This window comes from Ornithinibacillus scapharcae TW25 (genome assembly GCF_000190475.1).
GTDB lineage: Bacteria > Bacillota > Bacilli > Bacillales > Amphibacillaceae > Ornithinibacillus > Ornithinibacillus scapharcae.
The window spans coordinates 36570-61171 of the sequence record NZ_AEWH01000045.1 but is presented as its reverse complement, the minus strand read 5'-3'; the positions used below and the strand labels follow the sequence as shown (position 1 = coordinate 61171).

Genomic DNA, 24602 nt, shown 5'->3' with positions numbered 1-24602 from the left:
TTCATACACCGACCGAGTTTTGTTGAAATTTGACGATTCTTGGATTATTATTAATTTAGAGATTACAGAAAAGAGAGACTGTTTTTATTAGTGTTTTATCTCACGTTTTACTACATATGTTGTTTCACTTTATTTTCAGGTAGTATTTACATACTTTGGGGGTCAGAAAATGAAACTGAAAAAGGAAAAGGAAAAACAAAAACAAAAACAAATCAAGGGGAAAAAATATAAGTTCCGTGACATTAGAATCGGATGGAAGTATGGCATTACATTAGCAATCGTCATCATATTATTCATTGGATCATCAGTCTTTGTATCAAATTCTATTATGGGAATTGGTAAGGAGATAAAAGAATTAGATTCGAAAAGTGATGTTGCGATGAACATTGCAGAAATGGGCTCATTAACTCGTAATATGAGTGTATACATCGTTTCGTATTACCAAGAGCAGGATCCGGATTTAATAGAAGTATTTAAAGAAAACCAGGTAGAGTACAATAAGCTTGCTAGCGATGTTCGACTCATTATAAATACCAAGGAACAAGAAGAATTATTTCAACAAATAACGTCAAACAACCAAGAGCTATATCGAATATTTACGAACTATCTCGTTAACGCACTAAAAAGTGAAAATACAAGATCTGCAGAATCATATTTGGAACAAACAAGTGAGATCCGTGAACAGACAATAGATTTACTAGACCAATTAGTCGCTACAGTTGACGCTGACCGTAAAAGCGCAATGGATCAGGCAATTGAGAGCCAAAGACAAACCATTGTGACACAAATTATATTTTTATCGATTACGATAGTAAGTGGTATCATTCTAGCTATATTTATTAGTAGAATCATTTCACGAAATTTGAAAAAGTTAGTTCAAGTAAGTAACCGTATTGCTGAAGGAGATTTAACTGTAACAGATATCGACTATGTTGGAAATGATGAAATCGGTCAATTGGCGAATTCCATTAATCGAATGAATCTATATTTGAAAGATATTATTCATCAAGTATCAACGGTTTCCAATACAGTTACTGCTCAAAGTGAAGAACTTATGCACGCAGCTAATGAAGTAAGTACAGGAGCAGAGCAAGTTGTATCCACTATGCAAGAACTAGCTGCCGGTTCCGAAAAACAGGCAGATAGTGCTAGTAACCTTGCACATACTATGCAAAACTTTTCTACAAAAGTTCAAGAGGCAAATGTAAATGGAGATAGGATTCAACACTCTTCTATATCAGTTCTTGAATTAGCTGGTCAGGGAAGTAACCTCATGCAAAAATCGGGAACCCAAATGGGCCGTATCGACGAAATTGTAAAAGAGGCCGTTTCAAAAGTGCGTGGACTAGATGAGAATTCAAAAGAAATTGGTCAATTAGTTGGCGTTATATATGATATAGCAGATCAAACTAATTTATTAGCTTTGAATGCTGCAATCGAAGCGGCTCGAGCAGGGGAGCATGGGAAAGGCTTTGCAGTTGTAGCTGATGAGGTGAGAAGATTATCGGAACAAGTAGCAACCTCTGTGTCAGATATAACAGATATTGTGAAGAAAATACAAAAAGAGACTAGTGAGGTAACAGTAGCGCTGGAGTCTGGATACCAAGAGGTACAACAAGGTACCACACAAATAACCCATACTAGTGCAACGTTTAACGAAATCAACAAGGCTATAACAGATATGGTTAATAGTATCCGCGTTGTAAAACAGAATCTTATGGATATTGCAGACACTACCCAGCTGATGGGGTCTTCCGTGGAGGAAATTGCTGCAATTTCAGAAGAGTCAGCAGCGGGCATTGAACAAACATCTGCTTCCACTCAGGCAACAAGTAGTTCTATGGAAGAAATGACTAGAAGCTCAGAGGACTTAGCCAAATTAGCAGATCAACTTCATTCGCTTGTTGGACAATTTAAGATTTAGAATGGGAAGATAAAAAAAGCCCATGCAGGTGTTAACGAGTTTGTTCAAATGTTACAAATAATAAATAACCGAATGAGGACTCCAATTCGAATATGAAATGGAGTCCTTTTTTAATTGCAATCAAACTGATAAAACATATGCAAACATGATTTTTACAATTGACACAGAATCGTGTCTTAGTATATAGTAAACATAATAAAATTCGGAAAGGGTGTTACTTGGGCAGATGTTAATATAATCCTATTTTTAAAATCGTGATTTGAATAATGCATGTTTTGAAGGGTATTACCCTTTTATTTAGTATGCGTTTTTATTCGTTCACGAAGAATAGGATTAAATTCTGCTCATGTAAACATTAATGAACACTTTATTTCATAATGTTTTATTATTTAGTGTGGATTTTAAGCTCCTATTCTTCGTGAATAGGGGCTTTTTATTTTACGAAAAATGGGGTGTTAGTATGCTATTATTAGAGGCCCAAGATTTACGGTATGAAGTAGACGGAAAAGAAATACTACATGTAGAAAACCTAAAAATCCAAAAAGGAGACTTTATTGGGATAGTTGGAAAGAATGGAAGTGGGAAAACATCGTTAGTTCATATTCTGACTGGTAAGGAGATGGACTTCCATGGAACGGTTCATTCTGTCTCTAGTTTATCCCTACTTCCACAACTAAAACTAACGAATAATACTAAGAGTGGTGGGGAAGTTACCCAGCAATTTATAAACGATGTCCTTGCAGCAAAACCAGATATATTATTCGCTGATGAACCGACAACAAATTTAGATAAAGAGCATATTGAAAAACTAGAGCAACATCTGAAGCGGTGGACAGGTGCAGTTGTAATTGTTTCGCATGATCGCGCATTCCTTGACATTCTTTGCAATAAGATATGGGAGATAAAAGATGGCGGTATTTCCATTTATAATGGGAATTATTCAGCATATAAAGAACAAAAAGAAATGGAAGAAGAGAGGCAACAAGAAGAGTACAAACAGTATGTATACGAAAAGCGGCAATTAGAGAAAGCATTGGAAATGAAAAAAAGAAAAGCAGCTAGAGCCACAAAAAATCCGAAGAATACGAGTGATTCTGATGCCAATCTTATTGGTGGTAAACCATACTTCGCCAAAAAACAAAAAAACTAGAAACAGCAGCAAATGCGATTAAATCAAGAATAGAAAGATTAGAAAAAGTAGAAAAGGTAAAAGAAGAGCCGCCTCTAAATATGGACGTAATCAATTCCACTATGTTAGGAAACAAGGTAGTTATAAGGGTGGAAAATTTAGAAGGAAGAATTGGAGAACGATTATTATGGGAAAAAACATCTTTTCCAATTTTTTCAGGGGACAAAGTTGCAATAATCGGAAACAACGGAGTAGGGAAAACGACGTTTATCAAAAAGATACTTTCTAATGAAGAAGGAATAGAAATTTCTCCATCTGCTAAAATAGGGTATTTTAGTCAAAACCTTGATATATTAGATGTGGATAAGTCAATCTTAGAAAATGTTATGGCATCTTCTCAGCAGGATCCGTCATTAGTGCGAACGGTTTTAGGAAGGTTACACTTCTTTCGTGACGATGTGCATAAAAAGGTACATGTGTTAAGTGGTGGGGAAAGAGTAAAGGTAGCCTTCGCAAAAATTTTCTTAAGCGAGATTAATACGATGATTTTAGATGAGCCAACGAATTACTTAGATATTACTGCAATGGAAGCATTAGAATCACTATTAAAAGAATATAAGGGGACTGTTGTATTTGTTTCACACGATAGGAAATTTATTGAAAAGGTAGCCAATAAAATTGTTGCACTTGAAGATAAGGGAATGAGAATGTTCGACGGGGATTATCAATCTTTTATGAACTTTAAGCCCAAGAGTCTTGATGAAACGGAACAGCAACTAATGGTCATTGAAACAAAACTATCAGATGTACTCAGTCGATTAAGTATAGCACCGACACCGGAGTTGGAAAGGGAGTTTCAGGAATTGCTTATTCAGAAGAGAGAATATAAGAGGAAAGAAGAGTAGCGGGGAACTACTCTGCTACTCTTCTAATTGATGCAGAAAGTAGTTGTTTTAAACTGCTTCTGCTTCGAAAATAACGAAGGCGATATCCTAATCTTGATGGATATGCCTTTGTTTTTTATAGAGGAGGTAAATAAAATACCTAAAATGAGGCAGTAATTAATAATAGAACGGAAAAGTTCGGGGTATTAATTTTCTTCAAAGGGAAGAGGTGAGGAAGATTGTCTCATTTATGGGTATTTTCCTTGTCATTCTATAAAGTAGAGTATGTCGTGAAGAAAAAAACGAAGGTGAAACGTGGATTATCTACCCGTGTAACATTAACACAACCTGCTTAGTAGGGGTGACAAGGAAAGAAAAACTTATACACTGCTTTAGCTCCAAGGATCTGGCTCTTCATCATTTAATACTAAAACATCATATTGGTTAAGAGTCATACTTGCAGTAGATATTAGACCCCCCGTAAGGAATAAAAAAGTTATTAGAAAGAAGGCTAATAATGCTTTTTTCATTATACTTCACCTCCTTTCAAATATCAGACATTGCTTCCAATGTTTGATAGGCTTCCTCAAAATAGTAACTGGATAGTTTGTATTTTCTATTATCCCTATAATATAGGGCAAGGTGTTTTAAATAGAACGCTTTCTCATAGAACAATTGCTTTCTTTCAAGAAATGGAAGAACTTCATGCAGCATAAAAATATCAAAGGAAGTATTAGTACCAGTAGTTCCATTTATTAAGTATTGGAAAACTTTAAATTCATAGATGTGAACAGACTTAGTAGGAGGGAGTGCCTTTATTAAGTCTAATCCTAATTCTAGCCAAAGCTTTGCATTGATGATGTCGCCTAATTTGTAGTATTCCTTCATTAGACTTGAAACAGGTACAATCCTTCTAGGAATAATATCTTCCTTTCGAAGTTCATAGCTTTTCAAATAGAAAATAATTGCATCCGTATGTTCTTTTGCCTCGGAAGAGAGAGAACCAATATTTTGATAACAAAGTTTCAGTAATTCGATATTTCCTAATTTGTCTGCAATATTAATTGCGTAATTGTAGCTTTTCTTAGCATTTTGTGAATCTTTTACTCTTTGATAAGAAATACCCATTAGAATATGACACTCCGCACACTTCTTCAAATCATAATTACTTTGGTAATATTCCAGTGCTTTGATGGAATATATTAGAGATAAATGTGGTTGTCTACTCTTACTGGCAGCCGAACTAATTAGATAATATAAATGATGAATTTCCTCTGATTGATGGAATAAATCTGACTTAGTATATTTTTCAGCTTGTTGATAGTTATCCAATGCTCTTTTGTATTCTAACTTCTCATAATGATAGTTCCCGACAAATTTAAAATAATAGTACATTTCAGTCTCAGTGAATCTTTTTGAACTTTTTTGTAGGGAGAAAATAAGTTTCTCTGCTTCTTCCATATCGCTTATTAGAACATTGTAGTAAAGCTTATGAATCTCTATGAGTGATAACATCTTTTTGTCGATAACACTGGATAAATTGTTTTTAATCCTGTTGTAAAGCCTTATAGATTCATCAACATTGGATTGTAAAAGAAGGTGGAACCAACGAATAATAGTCTGAGCAGTAATTAGTTCCTCTGAATCTAGCAGGTTAATTTGTAACTTTTCTCCTAATAACTCAATAACTTCTTTCGGGGGCTCAGCAGTTCCATTTTCTATTTTGGATAAGTATGAAACTGAGATTATCCCGCTGGCAAGCTCTGATTGAGTCATATTCGACTTCAACCGGTTTATTTTAATGGCTTGTCCTAAATCAATACCCATATATACCTCACCTCTATGGCTATCATTATAAGGAAAAAATTATAAGATTACCATACAGTTATGACAATATTCAACAAAATTAGAAAATAGTGCTTTTTTTGCTCGATATCGTTAGAAATTAGGAAAGTTTTCCTGAATAACTACGAACTAGGAGTGAATTTTTACATTTTTACCTAAAATATGGAGATAAAAGAGAGGATTGATAAAGAATGAGTCATAAATGGTCGAGAATAAATGAGTTTATCAAAATGGAACCAAAGTTAAATGGAGCACTAGTAGGTATCAGTATTCGATCAAAGAAGAATGGTGAAGTATTGTACGATCACATGGGGAATTATCGGATGCATCCTGCTTCCAATATGAAGGTGTTTACATCAGCTGTTGGCTTATCAGTGCTAGGAGAAGATTATACTTTCTCAACGGAGCTGTGGTTGGAAGGTGAGATTACAGAACGGAAGCTGAAGGGGAATATAATTATTAAGGGAAAAGGAGATCCAACTTTATTAGATAGTGATATGGAGAATTTCTGTAAGGTAATAAAAGAAACAGGAATTACTGAAATCCAAGGAAATATTATTGGTGATGACACATGGTATGACGATGTTCGACTATCAAAGGACTTGAATTGGAATGATGAACACTACTATTATGGTGCACAGGTTTCTGCCCTAACTATTTCACCAAATGAGGACTATGATAATGGTACAGTAATGTTAAACATTTCACCAGGTAAGAAGATTGGTGACAAGCCAGAAATCATATCGGAACCACCAAATAACTACATAACAATAATAAATAATGCCGTGACTGTACAAGAGGAAGAAACAGAGCCAGAAATCACCATTAATAGAAAACATGGCAGTAATATTGTCTTTGTAGAAGGGACCATCCCAATATCGTCTGCATGTACGCGTGAATGGGTTGCAGTTTGGGAACCAACTCATTATGTACTATCCCTATTTCGAGATAAATTACATAAGAATGGTATTAAGATTAATGGACATTTAATCCAAGGTGAAAAAACCAATAACTCCATACTGTTACACCAAAAAAACTCGATGTCATTATCAAGAATATGTATTCCCTTTATGAAGCTGAGCAATAATGGTCATGGGGAGATAATTGTAAAAGAATTAGGGAAAGTCGTAAAGGGAGAAGGTAGCTGGGAAAGTGGGCTGGAAGTGATGAATTCCACTTTAGAAACGCTAGGGGTAGATACATCAAAACTAGTTATTCGTGATGGTTCGGGTATATCCCATGTTACATTAATTCCACCAGATGAAATATCCAAATTTCTTTATCGTATCCAGGAAGAAACATGGTTCCCTAGTTTTTTTCATTCGCTACCGGTTTCGGGAGTTCCAGATAGAATGGTTGGTGGAACATTAAATGATCGTCTAGTGGATATAAAGGTTCATGCAAAGACAGGTACCATCATGGGAGTGAGTACTTTATCTGGTTACGTGACGACAGTTGAAGGGGAAGAGTTGATTTTCTCTATCATGTTAAATAATCTTATGGATGAAGAAGAAGGTCCAGGAATAATTGATAGTATTGTAGAAATTATTATAGGAAAGAGCAAAACAATTGGTTCTTAATTGTTTTGCTCTTTTAAAATATCTAAGGGTCAATTTTAGTTATGAAAACTCCTAGTTTATATAGTATAATAAACTCACCCGCTATTTTCCTCTATCAAACCCATATACGATAATTATTTTTCCGATATGTGCTCATTAATGAAAGTAGGTGTTTAGTTGAATTTAATATTAGCAGAAAAACCTTCTGTTGCTAAAAATATAGCCGATGCCCTAGGAATAAAAGGAAAGAAGGACGGCTATTTTGAAGGTAATGACTATGTGATTACCTGGGCATTTGGACATCTATTACAATTGTATGATGCGAAAGATTACGATAGTAAGATGACTAGTTGGAAAATGGAAAACTTCCCGTTTATTCCTACAAAATTTGAATATAAAGTAAAAAGCAATCCGAAGAGTAGGCAGTGGGCAGACCAAGGTGCTAAGAAACAATTAGCAATCATTCATCATTTAATGAACCGGCAAGATGTTACTCGAATTATTTCAGCATGTGACTATGATCGTGAAGGTCAATTAATAGGCGATAGTATTATTTACCGTGCCAAACCTAGTAAACCTATTTATCGTTTACTATTAAATGAGTGGACGAAAGACGAAGTAATTCGAGGACTTGCATCGTTAAAATTAAATGAAGAATTACGGCCATTGCAAGATGCTGGAGTAAGTAGACAATGGGCAGACTGGTTAATCGGTATCAACTTAACTTCAGTTGCCACATTAAAGTATCAAAAAGGAAAGGGAAAAGCACTAAATATAGGAAGGGTTCTTCTCCCGACATTAAAAATTATTTATGACCGTGATAAGGAGATTGAAGGTTTTGTTCCGGAGGATTACTTTAAATTAACGGCAACTTTTCAAACAAATACAAGTGAGAGTTATGAAGGTACATACGTCGAGGAATCCGAGGATAAGTTTAAAAAGAAGGAAATATTAGACAAGGTGGACGAGCTGATACAAAATCATCAAGCTACAATTATCGAGAAAAACGTGGAGAAGAAAAAGGAATTTCCACCTTTTCTATTTAATTTATCGAATCTCCAAGGATATATTACGAGTAAATATAAAGGTTGGACATCAGATAAAGTATTAAAAGTAGCACAGACACTTTACGAGAAAAAGTTTATTACGTATCCTAGAACATCTAGTACGGCCCTAGAGGAAAGTTTAGTAGGGAAAACGGCGAAAGTATTACAAACAATTGCCGAGGATTTACCGTATCGGGATGAAATCAAGTTCGTGAAGTCCAAACGGCTATTTAATAATGCAAAGGTAGAAAGTCATAGTGCCATCATTCCTACGTATGTGAAACCAAAACGATTATCTCCAGATGAACAAATCGTATATTCAGCAATAAAAAATCGTTTCATTATGCAATTTATGCCGATTGCCGAATATGAAGAAACCAAATTAATAACGAAAATACTAAATGTAGATTTAACAGGTGTCTTTGTATCTAAGGGGAAGATCCAGCTCGTTGAGGGCTGGAAAAAGGTTGAACAAATTAATTCAAAAGATAAATTGCTTCCGAATGTTCAACAGAATGAAATTGTAACGGTCTTTAATTCTGACGTAACGACACATGTTACGAAACCTCCAAAGCCTCACACAGAAAAGACATTATTAAGAGTGATGGAAACCTGTGGAAAGAGCTATAAGGAAGAAGAAAGTGATGAAGAGCTTGTTGGAAGCATCTTGACAGGATTTAGTATTGGAACGCCAGCTACAAGGGCGGATACAATCAAGAAACTAAAGGATGTAGGATATATTGCATTCCAAGGGAAAAGTCTTGTAACGACTGAGCTTGGTCGACGATTAGTTGACACCTTTCCAGTGAAGCCTTTATTTGACCTAGAATTTACTGGACGTTTAGAAAAGACGTTATCAGATATTCAAAAAGGTACAGTAAACAAGAAAGAATTTCTAAATACCATCTATCATTTTACAACTGAGTCTGTTGAGACTATTAAGAAGGATAAAGAGGTTACGATTCATGAAATTTCTGGTTCTACACGTTCCTCCAGGGAGATACTTGGCACTTGTCCAAACTGTGGTGGTAATATCATCGAAGGTAAAAAAGGCTTCGGCTGTAGTAAGTGGAAACAGGGTTGCAAATTTGTCATTTGGAAAAATGATAAATACTTGGCTGCATTGAAGAAAAAACCTACTAAAACCTTAGTGAAAAGCCTATTATCCAATAAGAAAGCATATGTTAAGGGATTGACAAGTAAACAAGGGAAGAAATTTAATGCTTACTTAACATATGAGAAGAATCCTAATCATGATTATTATTCATGGACGATGGAGTTTGAAAACATAAAAAGCTAGTCTGACAGACTAGCTTTATTGTAATATATCATTATTTTTCATTTGATAATTTTAGAATATCGAATATTTTAAATAAGATACTTAATAATATCCCTATTATAGTGGCCAATCCCATACCAGATAAACCGACCTCACCGATTTTTATGGTGGTACCGCTAATTCCGATAACTAGAATTACACACGTTAGAATAAGATTTTGAGATTTGCTATAATCCACTTTTGCTTCCACTAGCATACGAATTCCACTAGCGGCGATAATACCAAACAATAGTAATGAGATACCTCCAAGTACAGGCTCAGGGATGGAAGAGATTAGTGCTGAAAGCTTTCCGACAAATGATAACAGTATAGAGATAACAGCGGCACCACCGATAATCCAAGTGGAATAAACTCTTGTTATGGCTAATACACCAATGTTCTCTCCATAAGTAGTGTTTGGTGTAGACCCGACGAAACTAGATAGTATAGTCGAAATTCCATTCCCCATAAGTGAACGATCCAGTCCAGGGTCTTTTGCCAAGTCCTTCTTCACAATATTAGATGTTACAAATAAATGGCCAATATGTTCCGGTATTAATACTAATGCTGCAGGGATGATGATAAGGATTGCAGACCAATCAAATTGCATCGTGTAAAATGTTGGAGCCTGTATCCAATCAGCTGCCTGTAACACTTCTTTTAAATCCACTAGTCCATACATGACAGCAATAATGTATCCTGCAATAAAACCAATCAGAATAGGAATGATTTTAAAGAACCCTCGGAATGTCACCCATCCAATTACCGTGATGGCTAGTGTTAATAATGATACGGTAACTGTTGTGGGGTCCATAGACCATGTAGTGTCTGCTGAGTTTGATGCAATTAATCCTGCTTGTCGAGCTGCAACTGGAACAAGTTCTAACCCGATTACAGCAACGATTGCTCCCATAGCTGCTGGTGGGAAAAGTACATCAATCCAGCTTGTTCCAACATACTTCACTAGTAATCCAACTAGTGTCAAAATTATACCAACAGCTAAAAATCCAGCTAAAGCATATCCATAACCAAACTTATCAATGACGATTCCCACCGGTGCTAGGAATGCAAAACTTGAACCTAGGTAGGCAGGAATTTGTCCTTTCGTAATGAAAATGTATAATAATGTCCCAATCCCATTCATTAGTAGAATAGTAGCAGGGTTAACCCCGAATAAAATAGGTACTAAGACAGTAGAACCAAACATTGCGAATAAGTGCTGTAAGCTTAATGGTAGACTTTGCAAGAAAGGTAAACGTTGATTGACTTGAATTTCATCAAATTTTGCCATAATAAAATTCTCTCCCTAATTGATTATTAGCTCTACAGTTACCAGGTGAGAGATGAATGGAAATAATAACAGTGAAAATAATCATTTCTACTGATAGAAAAAAAGCACCTTACCCAGAATGGGCAAGGTGCTTGATGAATGCATTAGAATATAGAAATGGTTATACCATTCCTATTCTATACTAGACAGTCAAACTGTCTAACACCTTGCCAGTCTCACAGGACTGAATTAAAGGTAACCGTATGAACTTAACTAGATGTTACACAAAAATAATCTATTAGTCAATCCTTTTTTTTATATGTATATTCAGGCGGTTGCAAGAGAAAATAGTCCTATGAGATATTTTACATTTTTACTAACAATAATTGGCATATTGATGGTACCGACAATTACGAATGCGGATGATATGGTAACGGTTAAGCTGGTAAACTATGTAGGACAAACCGACAAAATTAATTTGAAATTAGAAGGAGATTATTTTAGTTTAGACCCAACATTAGCATTGAAAGAAGGAGTGAACTATACGATAACCCTAAATAAGGGAAAGTTATATATTAAACAGAAGGGAAAGAAAAAACAACAAATTAACGAGAGTTTAGTCTTAGTTCCACAAAGTTACGACTATAGTCATGTAGTTTATATTAATGAACGACCTTATCTTGGGGCAATGGAACTTATAGTCGAAGATAATAGCTCCATACGTCCCATTAACCAATTACCATTAGAAGATTATTTAAAAGGAGTTGTCCCGTTCGAAGTTTTTTCATCCTGGGGTCTTGAAACACTGAAAGCACAAACCCTTGCTGCCAGGACATATGCAGTCTCAAAATTAGGGCAAGTAATAGATGATACGATAAGTTATCAAGTGTATGGTGGTTATGAATGGGATGAAAATACGACGAAAGCAGTGGAAGAGACGAAGGGAGAAGTCATTACTTATAACAACCGTTTAGTAGAAACGTTCTATTCGGCGAGTAATGGTGGAGTTACGGAAAATAATGCTAATGTATGGGGAGGACAAGAACTATCGTATTTTCCAATAAAGGAAGATCCCTACGACCCAATCCATCCTTGGGAATATAAGCTACATCAAACACAAATCGATTATAATGAAATAGATTTCGAAGATTCAAACTGGTGGGGTCAACTAGAAGAAAAGGATCCGGATATTACAAAATCAATAAAAGCATGGTTAAATCGAAACGGATATCCTGGAGAGATTAAGATTTTGGAAATACAAGATTTTAAACTCAAAGGTGAAAAACTGGATTCCCAGAGAAGTGTAACTGGATCCATTACCATTAACTTTATGAGAATGTTATTCGAAGGGTTAGTACTCTTTGAACAAGTGGAATTAAAAGAAGTTAATCTGAATCGTATCCGACCTATGATCGGTGGTACAGTCTTTAAAAGTTATTTAATTGATTCGCTTGAACTTAAAGATAACGTCTATACCATGAAAGGAAGAGGCTTTGGGCATGGAGTTGGTATGAGTCAGTGGGGTGCTCACTTTATGGGAGAAAAAGGGAAGAACTACCGAGAGATTATCAACTTTTACTATCCTGGAACAACGATTATGGACGAATCCTCTAAGGCTTTAAAGCAGTCAAACTAAATAAATTGTGGATAAACGGCTTTTATAACACACGCTATGACTATAGGAATGGCGTGTGTTTTTTTGTATATCAAATTATTAAACAGGCATTTTCAATTGAAATAGTTAGTAAATTCATATTAAGGTTATGCTAAAATATAAGAAGTTTTGAAATATAGAAAATAGTGTATGTGAAAGAGGGGATTGCTAATGCCAAACACAGATGTTGTAGAGCTCAAACATTTTACAGAGGAACATACCCAGCAATTGTGTACTTTTGAATTACCCATGGAACAAGGACAATTTACTTCGTTACCTAAAAATTATTTGGAAATAACGGAGGGGCAACATCGTATCGTGATAGTTCATCATCTTGTTCCAGTAGGTTTCTTTTTATTACATGCCACGGAGCGAGTGAAGGAATACACAGATAATCCGAACGCCATGCTCTTAACCTCCTTATCTATAAACCATAAGGAGCAAGGGAAAGGATATGCAAGACACGCTATGAACATACTTAGAAGGTTCGTATTAGAGGAGTTCCCAAATTGTAACGAAATAATATTAGCTGTTAATCATAAAAATATAGCTGCTCAAAGATTATATGCAAAGGTTGGCTTCCAGGATACTGGAAAGCGAAAAATGGGGCCAATCGGTGAACAATTCATATTGAACTTTATGCTGTCGTAATTATAGATGATACATAATAAATACTAAATAATAGAAAGGTGCGGATAAATTGATCAAGCCTACAAAGTTACAAAAAGGAGACAAGATTGGAATCATTACACCATCTACCCCAGCCCCGGTGCTATACCATGAAAGATACCAAAGGGGATTAAAATATTTAAAAGAACTTGGTTATGAAATTGTTGAAGGAAGCTGTACAAATCAACGCCAGGCTTACCGTTCAGGGAGCATAAAAGCGCGAGCAAAGGAAATAAATGACTTAATATATAATTCAGAAATTAAAGCGATTATTAGTACAATTGGTGGTACAAATTCAAATTCATTATTACCTTATCTTGATTATGAATATTTAAAGTCTAATCCTAAAATTATAATGGGGTATAGTGATGTAACTGCTCTTTTATTGGGGATTTATGCCAAAACAGATTTGGTCACTTTTTATGGCCCAGCAATAGTACCCTCCTTTGGTGAATATCCGGACATGAATTCTAAAGGATTAGAATATTTCAGGGATGTTGTGACAAAAGAGAAAAATGCACCTTTCACACTTGATATTCCAGATGAATGGACAGATGAAATGGTAGATTGGAATAGTCAAACGAGGGCAAAGAAAATGTACAAGAACGAAGGATGGACTTGCTTACGAGAAGGTAGTTCTTCAGGAAGATTAATTGGAGGAAATTTGAATACAATGTCTGGATTCCTAAACTCTGAATATTTTCCAGATTTAACAGACGCCATATTGTTTATCGAGGACTCGAATAAAGATATGGCAATCCAAGAACGACTATTTAGTATGTTAAAAGTATCAGGTGTTTTTGATAAAATAAATGGGTTAATAGTTGGGAAACATGAACAATTTGATGATTTAGATGCTCCTTTCACATTAGACGAATTATTATTGGAAGTGATAGGTGATAGGAATATTCCGATATTAACAAATGTGGATGTTGGACATACGTTTCCGTCTCATGTATTTCCTATAGGGATCCTGGTAGATTTTAATGCTACAGAAAGTAAAATTACCTTTTTGGAAGATGGAGTATGCTAAAGAGGCTGGGACAAAACAAAAATAGATAAATTAAAAGCGAACAAAAATCTATTTTAGCACCGGAAATATACGGAGACTCCTGTGGGGGATAGGCCTAGCTGAGACCCCTCGGGAATCGATAGCTCTGAGGAGGCTCAGCAGCCGCCCACGGAAAGCGAAGAATATTTCCGGTGCGGGTTTTTCTACTATCTATAGTATTGTTCGTATTCTAATTAGGCTAAATACTTTTGTCCCACCATCATTTGTTTTTAACATATAAGTTAATATCATATTCTTCTCTCATCAGTTTTTTAATCAACTCTACATTATCCTGTAGATTCATATTCTTCGTATCATTTAAATATTCAATCGCCTCAGTTCTAACTTTATTCAGCTTTTCTTTCTCCTTCTTTAACTTCTTTTGAAAAAAGTTATAATAGACAAATGAAAGCGAAATTAACGAGATCATAATCAAATAGAACGGGTTTAATAAGATATTCGCGAAAGTGATAAATGGGTCTGTTACTCTCGACAAATCAGTAAGATAAAGTAATATCATAAAAATTAATAAAAGGGACAGTGCTGATAATAAAGAAAGGTTTCGGTTGTTTTCAAACCGATCTTTCTTTTTTTTCTTCTTTATGACTTCTTTTAAAAGATTAATGGTATCAGCCGAAAGATTATCCAACGATTCTAATGGCATGTACATCCCCCCTAAGACATATGTATGCTGGTCTAATTAAAATTAATCATCTTTTTCAAAAGTGAGTATTAGTCGGATACAAATCATGGTAATGATTCATACTAAAAAGGTGATTATAGGCTGATTGATTGTGAATATAGTGAAGAAGGGTGATTACGAATGAGTACAAAACCTAGGATTGTTGTACTTGGCGCAGGATATGCCGGTATGATGACAACTAAAAAGTTAATTAAAAATCTTACCCCAGAAGAAGCTGAGATTGTTTTAGTAAATAAACATAACTATCATTATCAAACTACTTGGTTACACGAAGTTGCAGCAGGTACCATTAACCAAAACCAAGTTCGTATTATGATTAAAGATATTATAAGTCCCAATCGTGTGCGACTAATTTATGATACAGTCGTTAAAATCGATCAAGATGATAATCGAGTTATACTAGAAAATAGTGAATTGATCTATGATTATTTAGTAATTGCATTAGGATATGAGACGAACACATTTGGAATTAAAGGCATGGACGAGCATGCGTTTTTTATAGAGAGCTTTGAATCCAGTCAGTTAATACGTGAACATATAGAATATCAATTTGCCAAGTTTCATCAGGACCCGAATGCAGATGAATCAAGTCTAACGATATTGGTTGGAGGTGGAGGTTTTACAGGGATTGAATTTATTGGAGAATTAGTTGAAAGAGTACCTAAGTTATGTAAAAAGTATGACATTGATCGAGGGAAAGCGAAAATTATTAATGTAGAAGCGGCCCCTAGTATCTTACCGACCTTTGATAAAGAATTAGTTTCCTATGCAAGAAAGTCATTGCAAGAACGTGGTGCACAAATATTAGAGGGTACTAAAATTAATGAATGTACAAAAGAAGGATTTATTGTTGGAGAGGATAACGAATTAATCAAAGCGGGTACAGTTGTTTGGACTGGTGGCGTAAAAGCGAGTCCTGTCTTAACTAATTCCGGATTCGAACTAACAAAGGGTAGATTCACGGTTAACGGCGACTTACGTGCACCTGGTCGCGATAACATCTTTGTTATTGGGGACTGTGCTTGGGTTATGAATAAATTAGAGGGACGTCCTTATCCACCAACCGCACAAGCAGCAATGCAACATGCTAGTACATGTGCAAATAATATTCGCTCATTAATTCATCATGAACCATTAGAAGAATTTGTGTTTAGTGATAAAGGAACGGTCGCGAGCTTAGGAGTCACCGACGCAATGGGTTCCATATTAGGTGGCAAAAAATTATATGGAAAGCCTGCTGCTGCAATGAAAAAAGTAGTAGATGACCGTTATCTATTTCTGCTAGGGGGAATTAATCTGTTAGTGAAAAAAGGAAAAGTAAGACCATTCTAAAACGAGGTGTTAAATCATGCGTAAGACGCTTACATGGATTAGTTCAATATTAGCAACGATAATCGGATATAGACTAGTAAGTAGTATGCTGGAAGATAAACGAGACTTTAGATAGGCTATTTAATTTTGATCTATGCAATGTAGCCCGAACTATAAGAATACATATGATTAGTTCGGGTTGTTTTTTGGAATGAACATATGCTTAGCTTCGTGTGTTATGGAAGAGGTTTTGTTTTGGGTTAGTACATGAAATTGGCAGTATTTCAGATACTACTCATAGGAGGGAACGTTATATGAAAAGACTACTATTACTATCATTGTTGTTAATTCTCCTCTTATGTAATTCCGTACAAGCAAATGAGTTAATCTTAACTGAAAAAAATATCCATGAAACAATCATTAGGGACGATTTTTCATTACGCTACATAGACAATAATTTCGTAAATCCTCAAAAATTAAGAACTCTAATGGATAACCTTGATGAACAAATATATGAACCGGCTATCAATGCAGAATATGACGATTCCTGGAATATTATCCCTGGTAAAACGGGATATCAGTTAGATCGAAAAAACTTTGTTCGCTTCTTTTATGAATTCTTTTATAGTGGTGTTTCCTATGAAATGAAGGTACCCAAAGTGGCTATATATCCTAAGGTTGATTCCGAACTTTTAGAGGAAATCCGGACGAAAGAAATAGGGAATTATATGACTTACTATCGAGAAAGCAACTTAGAAAGGTCTCATAATATTCAACTTGCAGCCGAAGCAATTAATAATACTGTACTCTTTCCAGGAGAAACATTTTCATTTAATAAAGTGGTTGGTAAGCGTACAAAGGAAAGGGTTATTTAAAAGCTCCGGTCATTGTGAGAGGTGAACTATCGGAAGATATAGGTGGGGGAATATGTCAGGTGTCATCGACTTTGTTTAATGCCGTAGATATGAATGGAATTACAATCGTTGAAAGATATTCGCATAGCAGAAGAGTACCCTATGTTCCCCCCGGGAAGGATGCTACAGTGAGTTGGTGGGGACCAGACTTTAGTTTTAAGAATGAGTTAAGCCATCCCATTCTCATTCGTTCAAAAGCAAAGGACGGACGTTTAGCCATTCGAATCTTTACATCAGAATCAGTTCATACTCGACAGAAGAATTAATTTAGAGATAAATGGCTCAAGGTTTGGTGTGAATTGGGTAACTGTAAATATAGATTCCCGTGAATTTAAATTTTTATAAAAAGAGGTTTTATCCCAAATAGATTGGAATAAAACCTCTTTCATGTATTTTATATAAAACGTAGTTCTGTTTTCAAACCATTAAGCTTGTTTATGTGCTTCAATTTCTAGGTTTATTTTTACCTCTTCACCTACTAGTACGCCTCCAGTTTCTAAGGCGGCATTCCAAACAAGACCAAAGTCTTTACGATTTAGTTTTCCCGTTCCACTGAACCCAGCAACTTCATTTCCCCAAGGGTCCTTATGAACACCTTCCATCGTCATTTCAAATGTAACTGGCTTTGTTACCCCACGAATAGTTAGATCTCCTGTAACATCATATTCGTTATCTCCAGTAGATTTTATATCAGTTGCCACAAATGTCATCTTTGGATGACTTGCTATATCCAGAAAATCATTTGAACGTAGATGATTATCTCGATCCTCATTACGTGTATCAATGCTATTTAAATCAACGGTAAATTCTATTGAAGCACCAGTTAAATCACTTGGATCTGCTTCTAAAGAGGCTTCGAATTCGGTAAATACCCCTTTAACCTTCGAAATCATCATGTGCTTCACGATAAATTCAAGTGAGCTATGGCTTTTGTCAACTGTCCAAACTGTTTTTGTCATTTAATTTCCCTCCAAATAATAACTTATTATATGTTACTTACTTTATGTAACTAATTATATAGGTATGAATGTCTTAAGTCAAGTATACGTAATTAATTTATTTTTAATTAAGAATGATTTTCTTTGCCTTTACTTTTGTATTCTATTCGAATATATACATAGGACATTCAATCTAAAATGGTTCCGAGAAATATCGTTTAAGAATAAATTATGTAGTAAGAGGACAAAGGAGGGAGAAAAATGGACAAAGGTACTGTAATTCGAACTAGTATCCTACTACTAGCGTTAATTAATCAGGTGTTAGTGATATTTGGAAAATCACCACTCCCAATCGACAGTGAGTTGTTAGAACAATTAATTTCTACAATTTTTATAATAATTAGTGCACTAATTACGTGGTTTAAAAATAATTATATAACAAAGAGAGGTATCGCACAGCGGGAAATATTACGAGAAAAGGGATTAACCAATGTAAAGGAGAGGAAATCAGATGGCAAAACCGATCTTAATCATTGATCCTGGCCACGGAGGTAATGACCCTGGAGGTGGTACTAATCAATATTGGGTAGAAAAAGATTTGGCGTTAAAAATTTCACTTTACCAGTATAGGAGATATCAAGAATTAGGAGTACCAGTTGCGATTACAAGAACGACTGATAGAACATTATCCCCTACTGAACGAACAAGAATCGTTAGAAATAGTGGGGCGAGGTATTGCCATTCAAACCATTTAAATGCTGGCGGTGGGGATGGTGCTGAAGTTATTTATTCGATATATGATGGGAGAGCGATGGCTCAGAAGATTGCAGATGAGTTAAGAAAATCAGGGCAAAATGTCCGGAGAATCTTTACTAGAACATTACCTGGTAATCCGAATGTGGATTACTATTTTATGATAAGAGAAACTGGTAGTGTCATAACGAATATAATTGAATATGGATTTGCTGATTCACCAAGAGATGATGTGCAGCAATTACGCACGAATTATCTTGTTTATGCTGAAGCGGTCGTGAAGGCATTTTGTGAGTATGCCGGTTATACGTATCGAACACCCTCTGGTAAAGAAGTTCCTGTTACGCCAATACCAAGTAATCCTGGCGTTGGAACCACTCCAAAGAATCAGTATATTCACTTGCCAGCAAGTGAAAGTTCGTGGAGGGTATACCCTGTCGGAGTCTTACCTGTAAAAGGTAATGAGAAAGGTTTCTTAAATTCGAAGAAATTCGGGGGATTAACGTATCAAGTTTTAGGATCGACACAACCACACGTCTATATTATTCAAACAGGGGATTTTGGTAGAGTACAAATTTACGGGCATCCATCGACAGGGGCAGTTATTAACCAAAGTAACTCTTCTTCTGGATCGAACCCGGCACCTTCTCAACCAGATCCAGTTGACAATATTACGGGGAAACATCTACATTTACCAGCAAGTGAAAGTTCATGGCGAGTCTACCCAGTGGGTGTTTCAGCTGTCAAAGGGAATGAAAAAGGATTCTTAAATCCTAGAAAATTTGGCGGATTGACCTATGAAGTATTAGGTAGGACACAACCACATGTTTATCTAATTGAAACAAGTGATTTTGGTAGGGTGCAAATTTATGCCCATCCTAGTACAGGTGCTAGCATTAGTGATAATGATCGCAGAAGGGAAGTCACTACACCACCTAGTGGAGATCGCTATCTTAAGCTACCGTCTTCTGAAAGTTCGTGGCGAGTGTATCCAACGAATAAAGCACCAGTGAAGGGGAATGAGGTTGGCTTTTTAAATCCGGCAAAGTTTGGAGGTCTAATATATAAGATTCTAGGGAGTCCACAAGCCCATGTTTATACGATAGAAACTCAGGATTTTGGAAGAGTTAACATCTATGCTCATCCGCAAACAGGGGCAACAATTACAAATAGCTAAATCAGAAAATAAAGGGTGTCAGTGGTTGATAATCAAACCGACGGATACCCTTTTTTACTACCAGTAACTTAGTTAGGGATTGTTCCAATAATATTTTTATTTCGAGTTATTAATATTTCGGTTTTCAAAATATTTCTAGTGAAATGTATGTCATTTATTGTTAATATAATAATTAGTTGTAATATTTAATTTAAGGGGAGATTTGATGCAGGGATCTAGGGAATACGAAATGAATTGGGATCTAGATGTGATTTTTGCTGGTGGAAGTGAATCAGAGGAGTTCCAAGGTTATTTAGGTGACATTGAAGAAAACATTGCAGATTTATCCAATAAAGTACAAGCCTTTAACCCGAGAGTTGTTGATGATGTTACAGATATAGCCGATATTGTTGCAAGCTTGGAGACTACGATGAAAAAACTACGGGAGTCGTTTGCATTTATCAGTTGTCTAAGTGCACAAAATGTCAAGGATCAAGGTGCTGCTTTATTAGTTGCAAAAAGAAGTGAATTGTCTGCTAAATTAAGTAGCGTTACAACAATATTTAATCAAAAACTTACTACGATTCCAGATGGTTTATGGGACGAGATGCTACAGAATAATGTTGTGAAAGAAGTTATTTTTTTCCTAAACGAGACGAGAGATTCTGCTAAAAACTTACTTGCTGCCGAGCAGGAAGTATTAATTAATGATCTTGCTGTTGATGGATACCATGCATGGGGACAAATGTATGAGACAATTGTCGGGAGCATGTCTGTAGAGATTGAAGAAGACGGAGAGGTAAATAGCTATTCTGTTGGTCAAGCTTCCAATAAATTAAGTAGTCCTGATGCAGAGTTTCGAAAGTATGTGTTTCAGCAAATAAGTAAGGCGTGGGAAGACAACGCAGATTTATTTGGTCAGACTTTAAATCATTTAGCTGGTTTTCGTTTACAGAAATATAAGCACCGTGGCTGGGATAATGTGTTAAAAGAACCACTACAAATCAATCGAATGAAAGAAGAAACGCTTCAAGCAATGTGGAATGCGATTTCGAACAACAAGCATCACTTTGTAGCTTATTTGAATAAGAAAGCGGAACTGATCGGAAAAGAAAAATTAAGTATATATGATATTGGAGCTCCTCTATCTAAATCTGTAAAAAAGGTCTCCTATACCGATGGTGCTGATTTTATTGTTAAATATTTTAGAGAGTTTAGTCCCAAAATGGCTAATTTTGCTCAAATGGCATTCGAGAAGAGATGGATAGAGGCAGAGGACCGTCCAGGAAAACGTCCTGGTGGTTTTTGTACAAGTTTTCCGGATAGTGGTCAAACACGTATATTTATGACGTACTCGGGGACTTCTTCCAATATTTCGACCTTAGCTCACGAACTTGGACATGCTTACCATCAACATGTAATGAATGATATTCATGGCCTGAACCAGCGTTATGCCATGAACGTTGCAGAAACTGCATCGACCTTTGCAGAGCTAATTGTTGCCGATGCGTCAGTGAAAAACGCAGAAAGTAGACAGGAAAAGCTAGAATTATTAGAAGATAAGGTGCAACGAAGCATTGCCTTCTTTATGAATATTCATGCTAGATTCCTATTTGAGACTAGATTCTATGAAGAAAGAAAACAGGGAATGGTATCTGTAAAACGATTAAATGAATTAATGATAGAAGCGCAAAAAGAGGCATACAGTGATGCATTAGGTGAATATGATCCGAATTTCTGGTCTTCCAAATTGCATTTTCATATTACCGGGACACCTTTCTATAATTTCCCATATACGTTTGGGTATTTATTTAGTCTTGGAATATATGCACATGCACAAAAGACTAGCAATTTTGAAGATGGTTACATTAGATTGTTACAAGATACTGGTCGAATGAACGTGGAAGACTTAGCAATGAAGCATTTAAATGTGGACCTCACAAAACCAGACTTCTGGGAGGATGCAATTGCACTTTGTGTGAAGGATGTAGAGGAATTTGTTTCTCTATAATATCGAATCATTGCCAAATCGATAAGACTAGGATACAATACAAGTAGCAAAAAAAGTGAAAATTATGTCCACAGGGGGAGCCGTATGGCTGAGAGTGAACAGATAATGTTCTGACCCTTTGAACCTGTTAGTTAGTACTAGCGTAGGGATGGTGGCTTTTATGATGGATATTGGTGCAGTGTGAGCGGAATTTCCCCATCAGGAAGCTTCCCCTTGGCACTGCTTTTTTTGTGTTTAAAAATCTATTTGTGGATTTTTAGATTACAATTCGGGGAGGAATAGATGTGAGTTCTAAACGCACATTGTTTATGGTTGAAGTAGCTGTATTTACAGCACTGGCTTTGATATTAGATATGTTACCAGCATTTAAGATGCCAAATGGCGGTTCTATCTCATTTGCAATGATTCCTATTTTTATCGTTGCTTTTCGCTGGGGGTTGAAGGGAGGACTGCTAGCTGGATTCCTTTGGGGAGTGCTCCAACTAGTATTTGGTGCGTATATACTTAACCTATACCAGGCATTCATTGAATATGGGTTTGCATTTACTGCTTTAGGAGTTGCTGGTATTTTCGCTAAACCAATACAGAATTCTCTTAAAGAAGGTCATTTAACAAGAAGACTAGTGTACATTACATTAGGTGTCCTGATAGGATCTGTCTTACGTTTCCTTGCACATTTTTACGCAGGGATTGTTTTCTGGGCAGATAGTGCTCCAGACGATCAACCGGTATGGTTATTCTCGTTAATTTATAATGGGTCTTATATGTTACCATCGTTTATTTTATCGTCTATAGTAGTATTTATTTTATTTATTAAACAACCAAAAACTTTACTACAATCAGCGTAAAGTTCATATCCGCTCACATTGAGGTAATCTCTTAATAGAGGTTACCTTTTTTGTGTTTAAAAAAGAAGTCTATCCTTTCACCGCTCTGTACTAACAAGCATAGGCTATAGCACAACAGAAAGAAAGGAAGATGCGGATGGATCTTTCCATATCACATTGGCTGTACGGCATTTTTACTCTAGCCATTATTTTAACGATGATATTCCGAAAAGGAGTTGTACTTCCGACTTTATTGGGAACTTTTATTATTGCTTGGGTTTACAAGGGAAATATCATTGGTGGCTTTACAGCAATTTTTAATGCAAATTTAGTTGCTGCTCAAGAGTTATTCAGTATTTTCTTAATTATTACCTTTATGCTTGCTTTACTAAATTCATTAAAGGATTTAGGGGCAGATGTTCGCATGATACAACCCATCCAACGGGTAATGGTGAATGGTCATGTGTCATTTTTCGTATTAGTCGGGGTCACCTATGTCATATCCTTATTCTTTTGGCCTACCCCAGCTGTTCCACTGATTTGTGCTCTTCTAGTGCCAGCAGCAGTAAAAGCAGGTTTACCTGCGATAACTGCAGCAATGGCTATAGCACTCGCAGGTCAGGGGATGGCTTTATCGTCTGACTATATCGTACAGGTCGCTCCAAGTTTATCTGCAACAGCAGCAGGTATAGATGTAGAATTGGTAGCTGATAAAGCGATGATTTTATCAGTGATATCTGGTGTTATTGCGATATTACTGGCTTATTTTCTATACCGTGGAGGAATACGTAAAAAGGATGACCCTCGCAACAATGAAGAGCTAAGTATATTGAAATCGGATGATTCGACCAGTAATAATCAAGCAAAAACAAATAATCTAACACGTTGGAGTAAAGTTTTTGCTGTACTAGTACCACTTGTATTATTAATCGTAGTCATTTATATGCTATATAACAAGTTATTCACAAATAGTGAAGGATTGGTTGGAGGAGATGGGGCGGCCTTTGTTGGTGGTGTTGCGGTAATTCTACTATTACTTTCCACTATTGCTTTTGGTAAGCACCATGCATTGGACTATATATCCAATCATATCACCGATGGGTTTGTATTTGCATTTAAGGCCATGGGACCAGTTATTCCAATCGCAGGATTTTTCTTTTTAGGTAGTGGAGATTTTTCTAGTCAAATTCTCGGTGTAGAAGAAGGACCATCTTTATTATTTGGTTTAGTAGAGGCGACACAAGAGTATTTACCCCAAAGTGCGGTATTAGCTGCCTTTAGTATCCTCATTATTGGGATTATTACAGGATTAGATGGGTCAGGGTTCTCCGGGTTACCATTAACAGGTGCTCTAGCAGCTTCTTTGGAGACTCAAGGAATGGATACAGCGACACTTGCTGCAATCGGACAAATGGGAGCAATCTGGACAGGTGGAGGCACAATTGTCGCATGGTCATCCTTAATAGCAATTGCAGGATTTTGTGGTGTATCGGTTATGGAGCTTGTACGAAAGAATTTTATTCCGGTATTAGTAGGACTATTCGCCATGACAATAATTGCTGTTTTTATATTATAAATTCAGACAATTTTGATTGGTATCTACAATAGATTTTGTTACAATTTTACTGGATGTAAATATT

18 protein-coding genes, 2 pseudogenes and 1 riboswitch are annotated in these 24602 nt (G+C 35.9%); of the genes and pseudogenes, 15 read left to right on the top strand and 5 right to left on the bottom strand.

The window, feature by feature from the left end:
- Window positions 1-169: 169 nt before the first annotated feature.
- Both G5W_RS0111765 and G5W_RS22220 read left to right on the top strand, forming a co-directional pair.
- A complete protein-coding gene (locus G5W_RS0111765; protein ID WP_010096896.1) occupies window positions 170-1924 on the top strand; it encodes a methyl-accepting chemotaxis protein in 1755 nt (584 codons plus the stop codon).
- 460 nt (window positions 1925-2384) lie between these two features.
- Window positions 2385-3958: pseudogene (locus G5W_RS22220) on the top strand (Vga family ABC-F type ribosomal protection protein).
- 371 nt (window positions 3959-4329) lie between these two features.
- Here the strand turns inward: G5W_RS22220 and G5W_RS23785 are convergent.
- Together G5W_RS23785 and G5W_RS0111745 are read right to left on the bottom strand one after the other, a co-directional pair.
- Window positions 4330-4467 (bottom strand): hypothetical protein, encoded by a 138-nt coding sequence (locus tag G5W_RS23785; RefSeq protein ID WP_010096892.1) that lies wholly within the window; start codon window positions 4465-4467, stop codon window positions 4330-4332.
- Window positions 4468-4483: 16 nt separating this feature from the next.
- Window positions 4484-5764 carry a helix-turn-helix domain-containing protein gene (locus G5W_RS0111745; protein WP_010096891.1) on the bottom strand — a complete coding sequence of 427 codons (1281 nt, stop codon included), beginning with the start codon at window positions 5762-5764 and terminating at the stop codon, window positions 4484-4486.
- A 209-nt stretch (window positions 5765-5973) separates the two neighbouring features.
- Here G5W_RS0111745 and dacB point away from each other — a divergent pair, with 209 nt between their 5' ends.
- Entirely contained in the window at window positions 5974-7362 is a 1389-nt protein-coding gene (dacB, locus tag G5W_RS21030; RefSeq protein WP_081472463.1) for a D-alanyl-D-alanine carboxypeptidase/D-alanyl-D-alanine endopeptidase, read from the top strand.
- Window positions 7363-7518: 156 nt separating this feature from the next.
- Entirely contained in the window at window positions 7519-9687 is a 2169-nt protein-coding gene (locus tag G5W_RS0111735) for a type IA DNA topoisomerase (RefSeq protein ID WP_010096889.1), read from the top strand.
- A 31-nt stretch (window positions 9688-9718) separates the two neighbouring features.
- Here the strand turns inward: G5W_RS0111735 and uraA are convergent, their stop codons facing one another.
- Window positions 9719-10996 (bottom strand): uracil permease, encoded by a 1278-nt coding sequence (gene uraA / locus G5W_RS0111730; RefSeq protein WP_010096888.1) that lies wholly within the window; start codon window positions 10994-10996, stop codon window positions 9719-9721.
- 56 nt (window positions 10997-11052) lie between these two features.
- Here uraA and G5W_RS24510 point away from each other — a divergent pair, with 56 nt between their 5' ends.
- The 4 genes from G5W_RS24510 (at window position 11053) to G5W_RS0111710 (ending at window position 14331) form a co-directional block, all read left to right on the top strand.
- Complete coding sequence (locus tag G5W_RS24510) at window positions 11053-11181, top strand: hypothetical protein (protein WP_010096887.1); 129 nt, start codon at window positions 11053-11055, stop codon at window positions 11179-11181.
- A gap of 149 nt (window positions 11182-11330) precedes the next feature.
- Window positions 11331-12611, top strand: coding sequence for a SpoIID/LytB domain-containing protein (locus G5W_RS0111720; RefSeq protein ID WP_010096885.1), 1281 nt, complete (start codon window positions 11331-11333; stop codon window positions 12609-12611).
- A 189-nt stretch (window positions 12612-12800) separates the two neighbouring features.
- Complete coding sequence (locus tag G5W_RS0111715; RefSeq protein WP_010096883.1) at window positions 12801-13280, top strand: GNAT family N-acetyltransferase; 480 nt, start codon at window positions 12801-12803, stop codon at window positions 13278-13280.
- 49 nt (window positions 13281-13329) lie between these two features.
- Complete coding sequence (locus G5W_RS0111710) at window positions 13330-14331, top strand: S66 family peptidase (protein WP_010096881.1); 1002 nt, start codon at window positions 13330-13332, stop codon at window positions 14329-14331.
- Between the two features lie 238 nt (window positions 14332-14569).
- Here the strand turns inward: G5W_RS0111710 and G5W_RS0111705 are convergent, their stop codons facing one another.
- Window positions 14570-15013 (bottom strand): DUF2663 family protein, encoded by a 444-nt coding sequence (locus G5W_RS0111705; protein WP_010096880.1) that lies wholly within the window; start codon window positions 15011-15013, stop codon window positions 14570-14572.
- Window positions 15014-15172: 159 nt separating this feature from the next.
- On the opposite strand from G5W_RS0111705, the gene G5W_RS0111700 reads away from it, so the two are divergent.
- Window positions 15173-16384 (top strand): NAD(P)/FAD-dependent oxidoreductase, encoded by a 1212-nt coding sequence (locus G5W_RS0111700; RefSeq protein WP_010096878.1) that lies wholly within the window; start codon window positions 15173-15175, stop codon window positions 16382-16384.
- A 293-nt stretch (window positions 16385-16677) separates the two neighbouring features.
- A pseudogene (locus G5W_RS24875) lies at window positions 16678-17543 on the top strand (VanW family protein).
- Window positions 17544-17702: 159 nt separating this feature from the next.
- Here the strand turns inward: G5W_RS24875 and G5W_RS0111690 are convergent.
- The gene (locus tag G5W_RS0111690; RefSeq protein ID WP_010096876.1) at window positions 17703-18236 is read right to left on the bottom strand and encodes a YceI family protein; all 534 of its coding nucleotides are present in this window, start codon (window positions 18234-18236) and stop codon (window positions 17703-17705) included.
- A gap of 240 nt (window positions 18237-18476) precedes the next feature.
- Here G5W_RS0111690 and G5W_RS0111685 point away from each other — a divergent pair, with 240 nt between their 5' ends.
- The 5 genes from G5W_RS0111685 (at window position 18477) to G5W_RS0111665 (ending at window position 24538) form a co-directional block, all read left to right on the top strand.
- Window positions 18477-18752: a phage holin gene (locus tag G5W_RS0111685; RefSeq protein ID WP_010096874.1), complete on the top strand. Its 276-nt coding sequence runs from the start codon at window positions 18477-18479 to the stop codon at window positions 18750-18752.
- Window positions 18727-20145 (top strand): N-acetylmuramoyl-L-alanine amidase family protein, encoded by a 1419-nt coding sequence (locus tag G5W_RS24280; RefSeq protein ID WP_010096873.1) that lies wholly within the window; start codon window positions 18727-18729, stop codon window positions 20143-20145. The genes G5W_RS0111685 and G5W_RS24280 overlap by 26 nt, the downstream gene beginning before the upstream one ends.
- Before the next feature lie 205 nt (window positions 20146-20350).
- Window positions 20351-22135, top strand: a complete 1785-nt coding sequence (locus G5W_RS0111675) for a M3 family oligoendopeptidase (protein ID WP_010096872.1) — start codon at window positions 20351-20353, stop codon at window positions 22133-22135.
- A gap of 63 nt (window positions 22136-22198) precedes the next feature.
- Window positions 22199-22302, top strand: a riboswitch (TPP riboswitch).
- A gap of 117 nt (window positions 22303-22419) precedes the next feature.
- Window positions 22420-22983 carry an energy-coupled thiamine transporter ThiT gene (gene thiT / locus G5W_RS0111670; RefSeq protein WP_010096871.1) on the top strand — a complete coding sequence of 188 codons (564 nt, stop codon included), beginning with the start codon at window positions 22420-22422 and terminating at the stop codon, window positions 22981-22983.
- A gap of 136 nt (window positions 22984-23119) precedes the next feature.
- Window positions 23120-24538 carry a hypothetical protein gene (locus G5W_RS0111665; RefSeq protein ID WP_010096870.1) on the top strand — a complete coding sequence of 473 codons (1419 nt, stop codon included), beginning with the start codon at window positions 23120-23122 and terminating at the stop codon, window positions 24536-24538.
- Window positions 24539-24602: the final 64 nt, after the last annotated feature.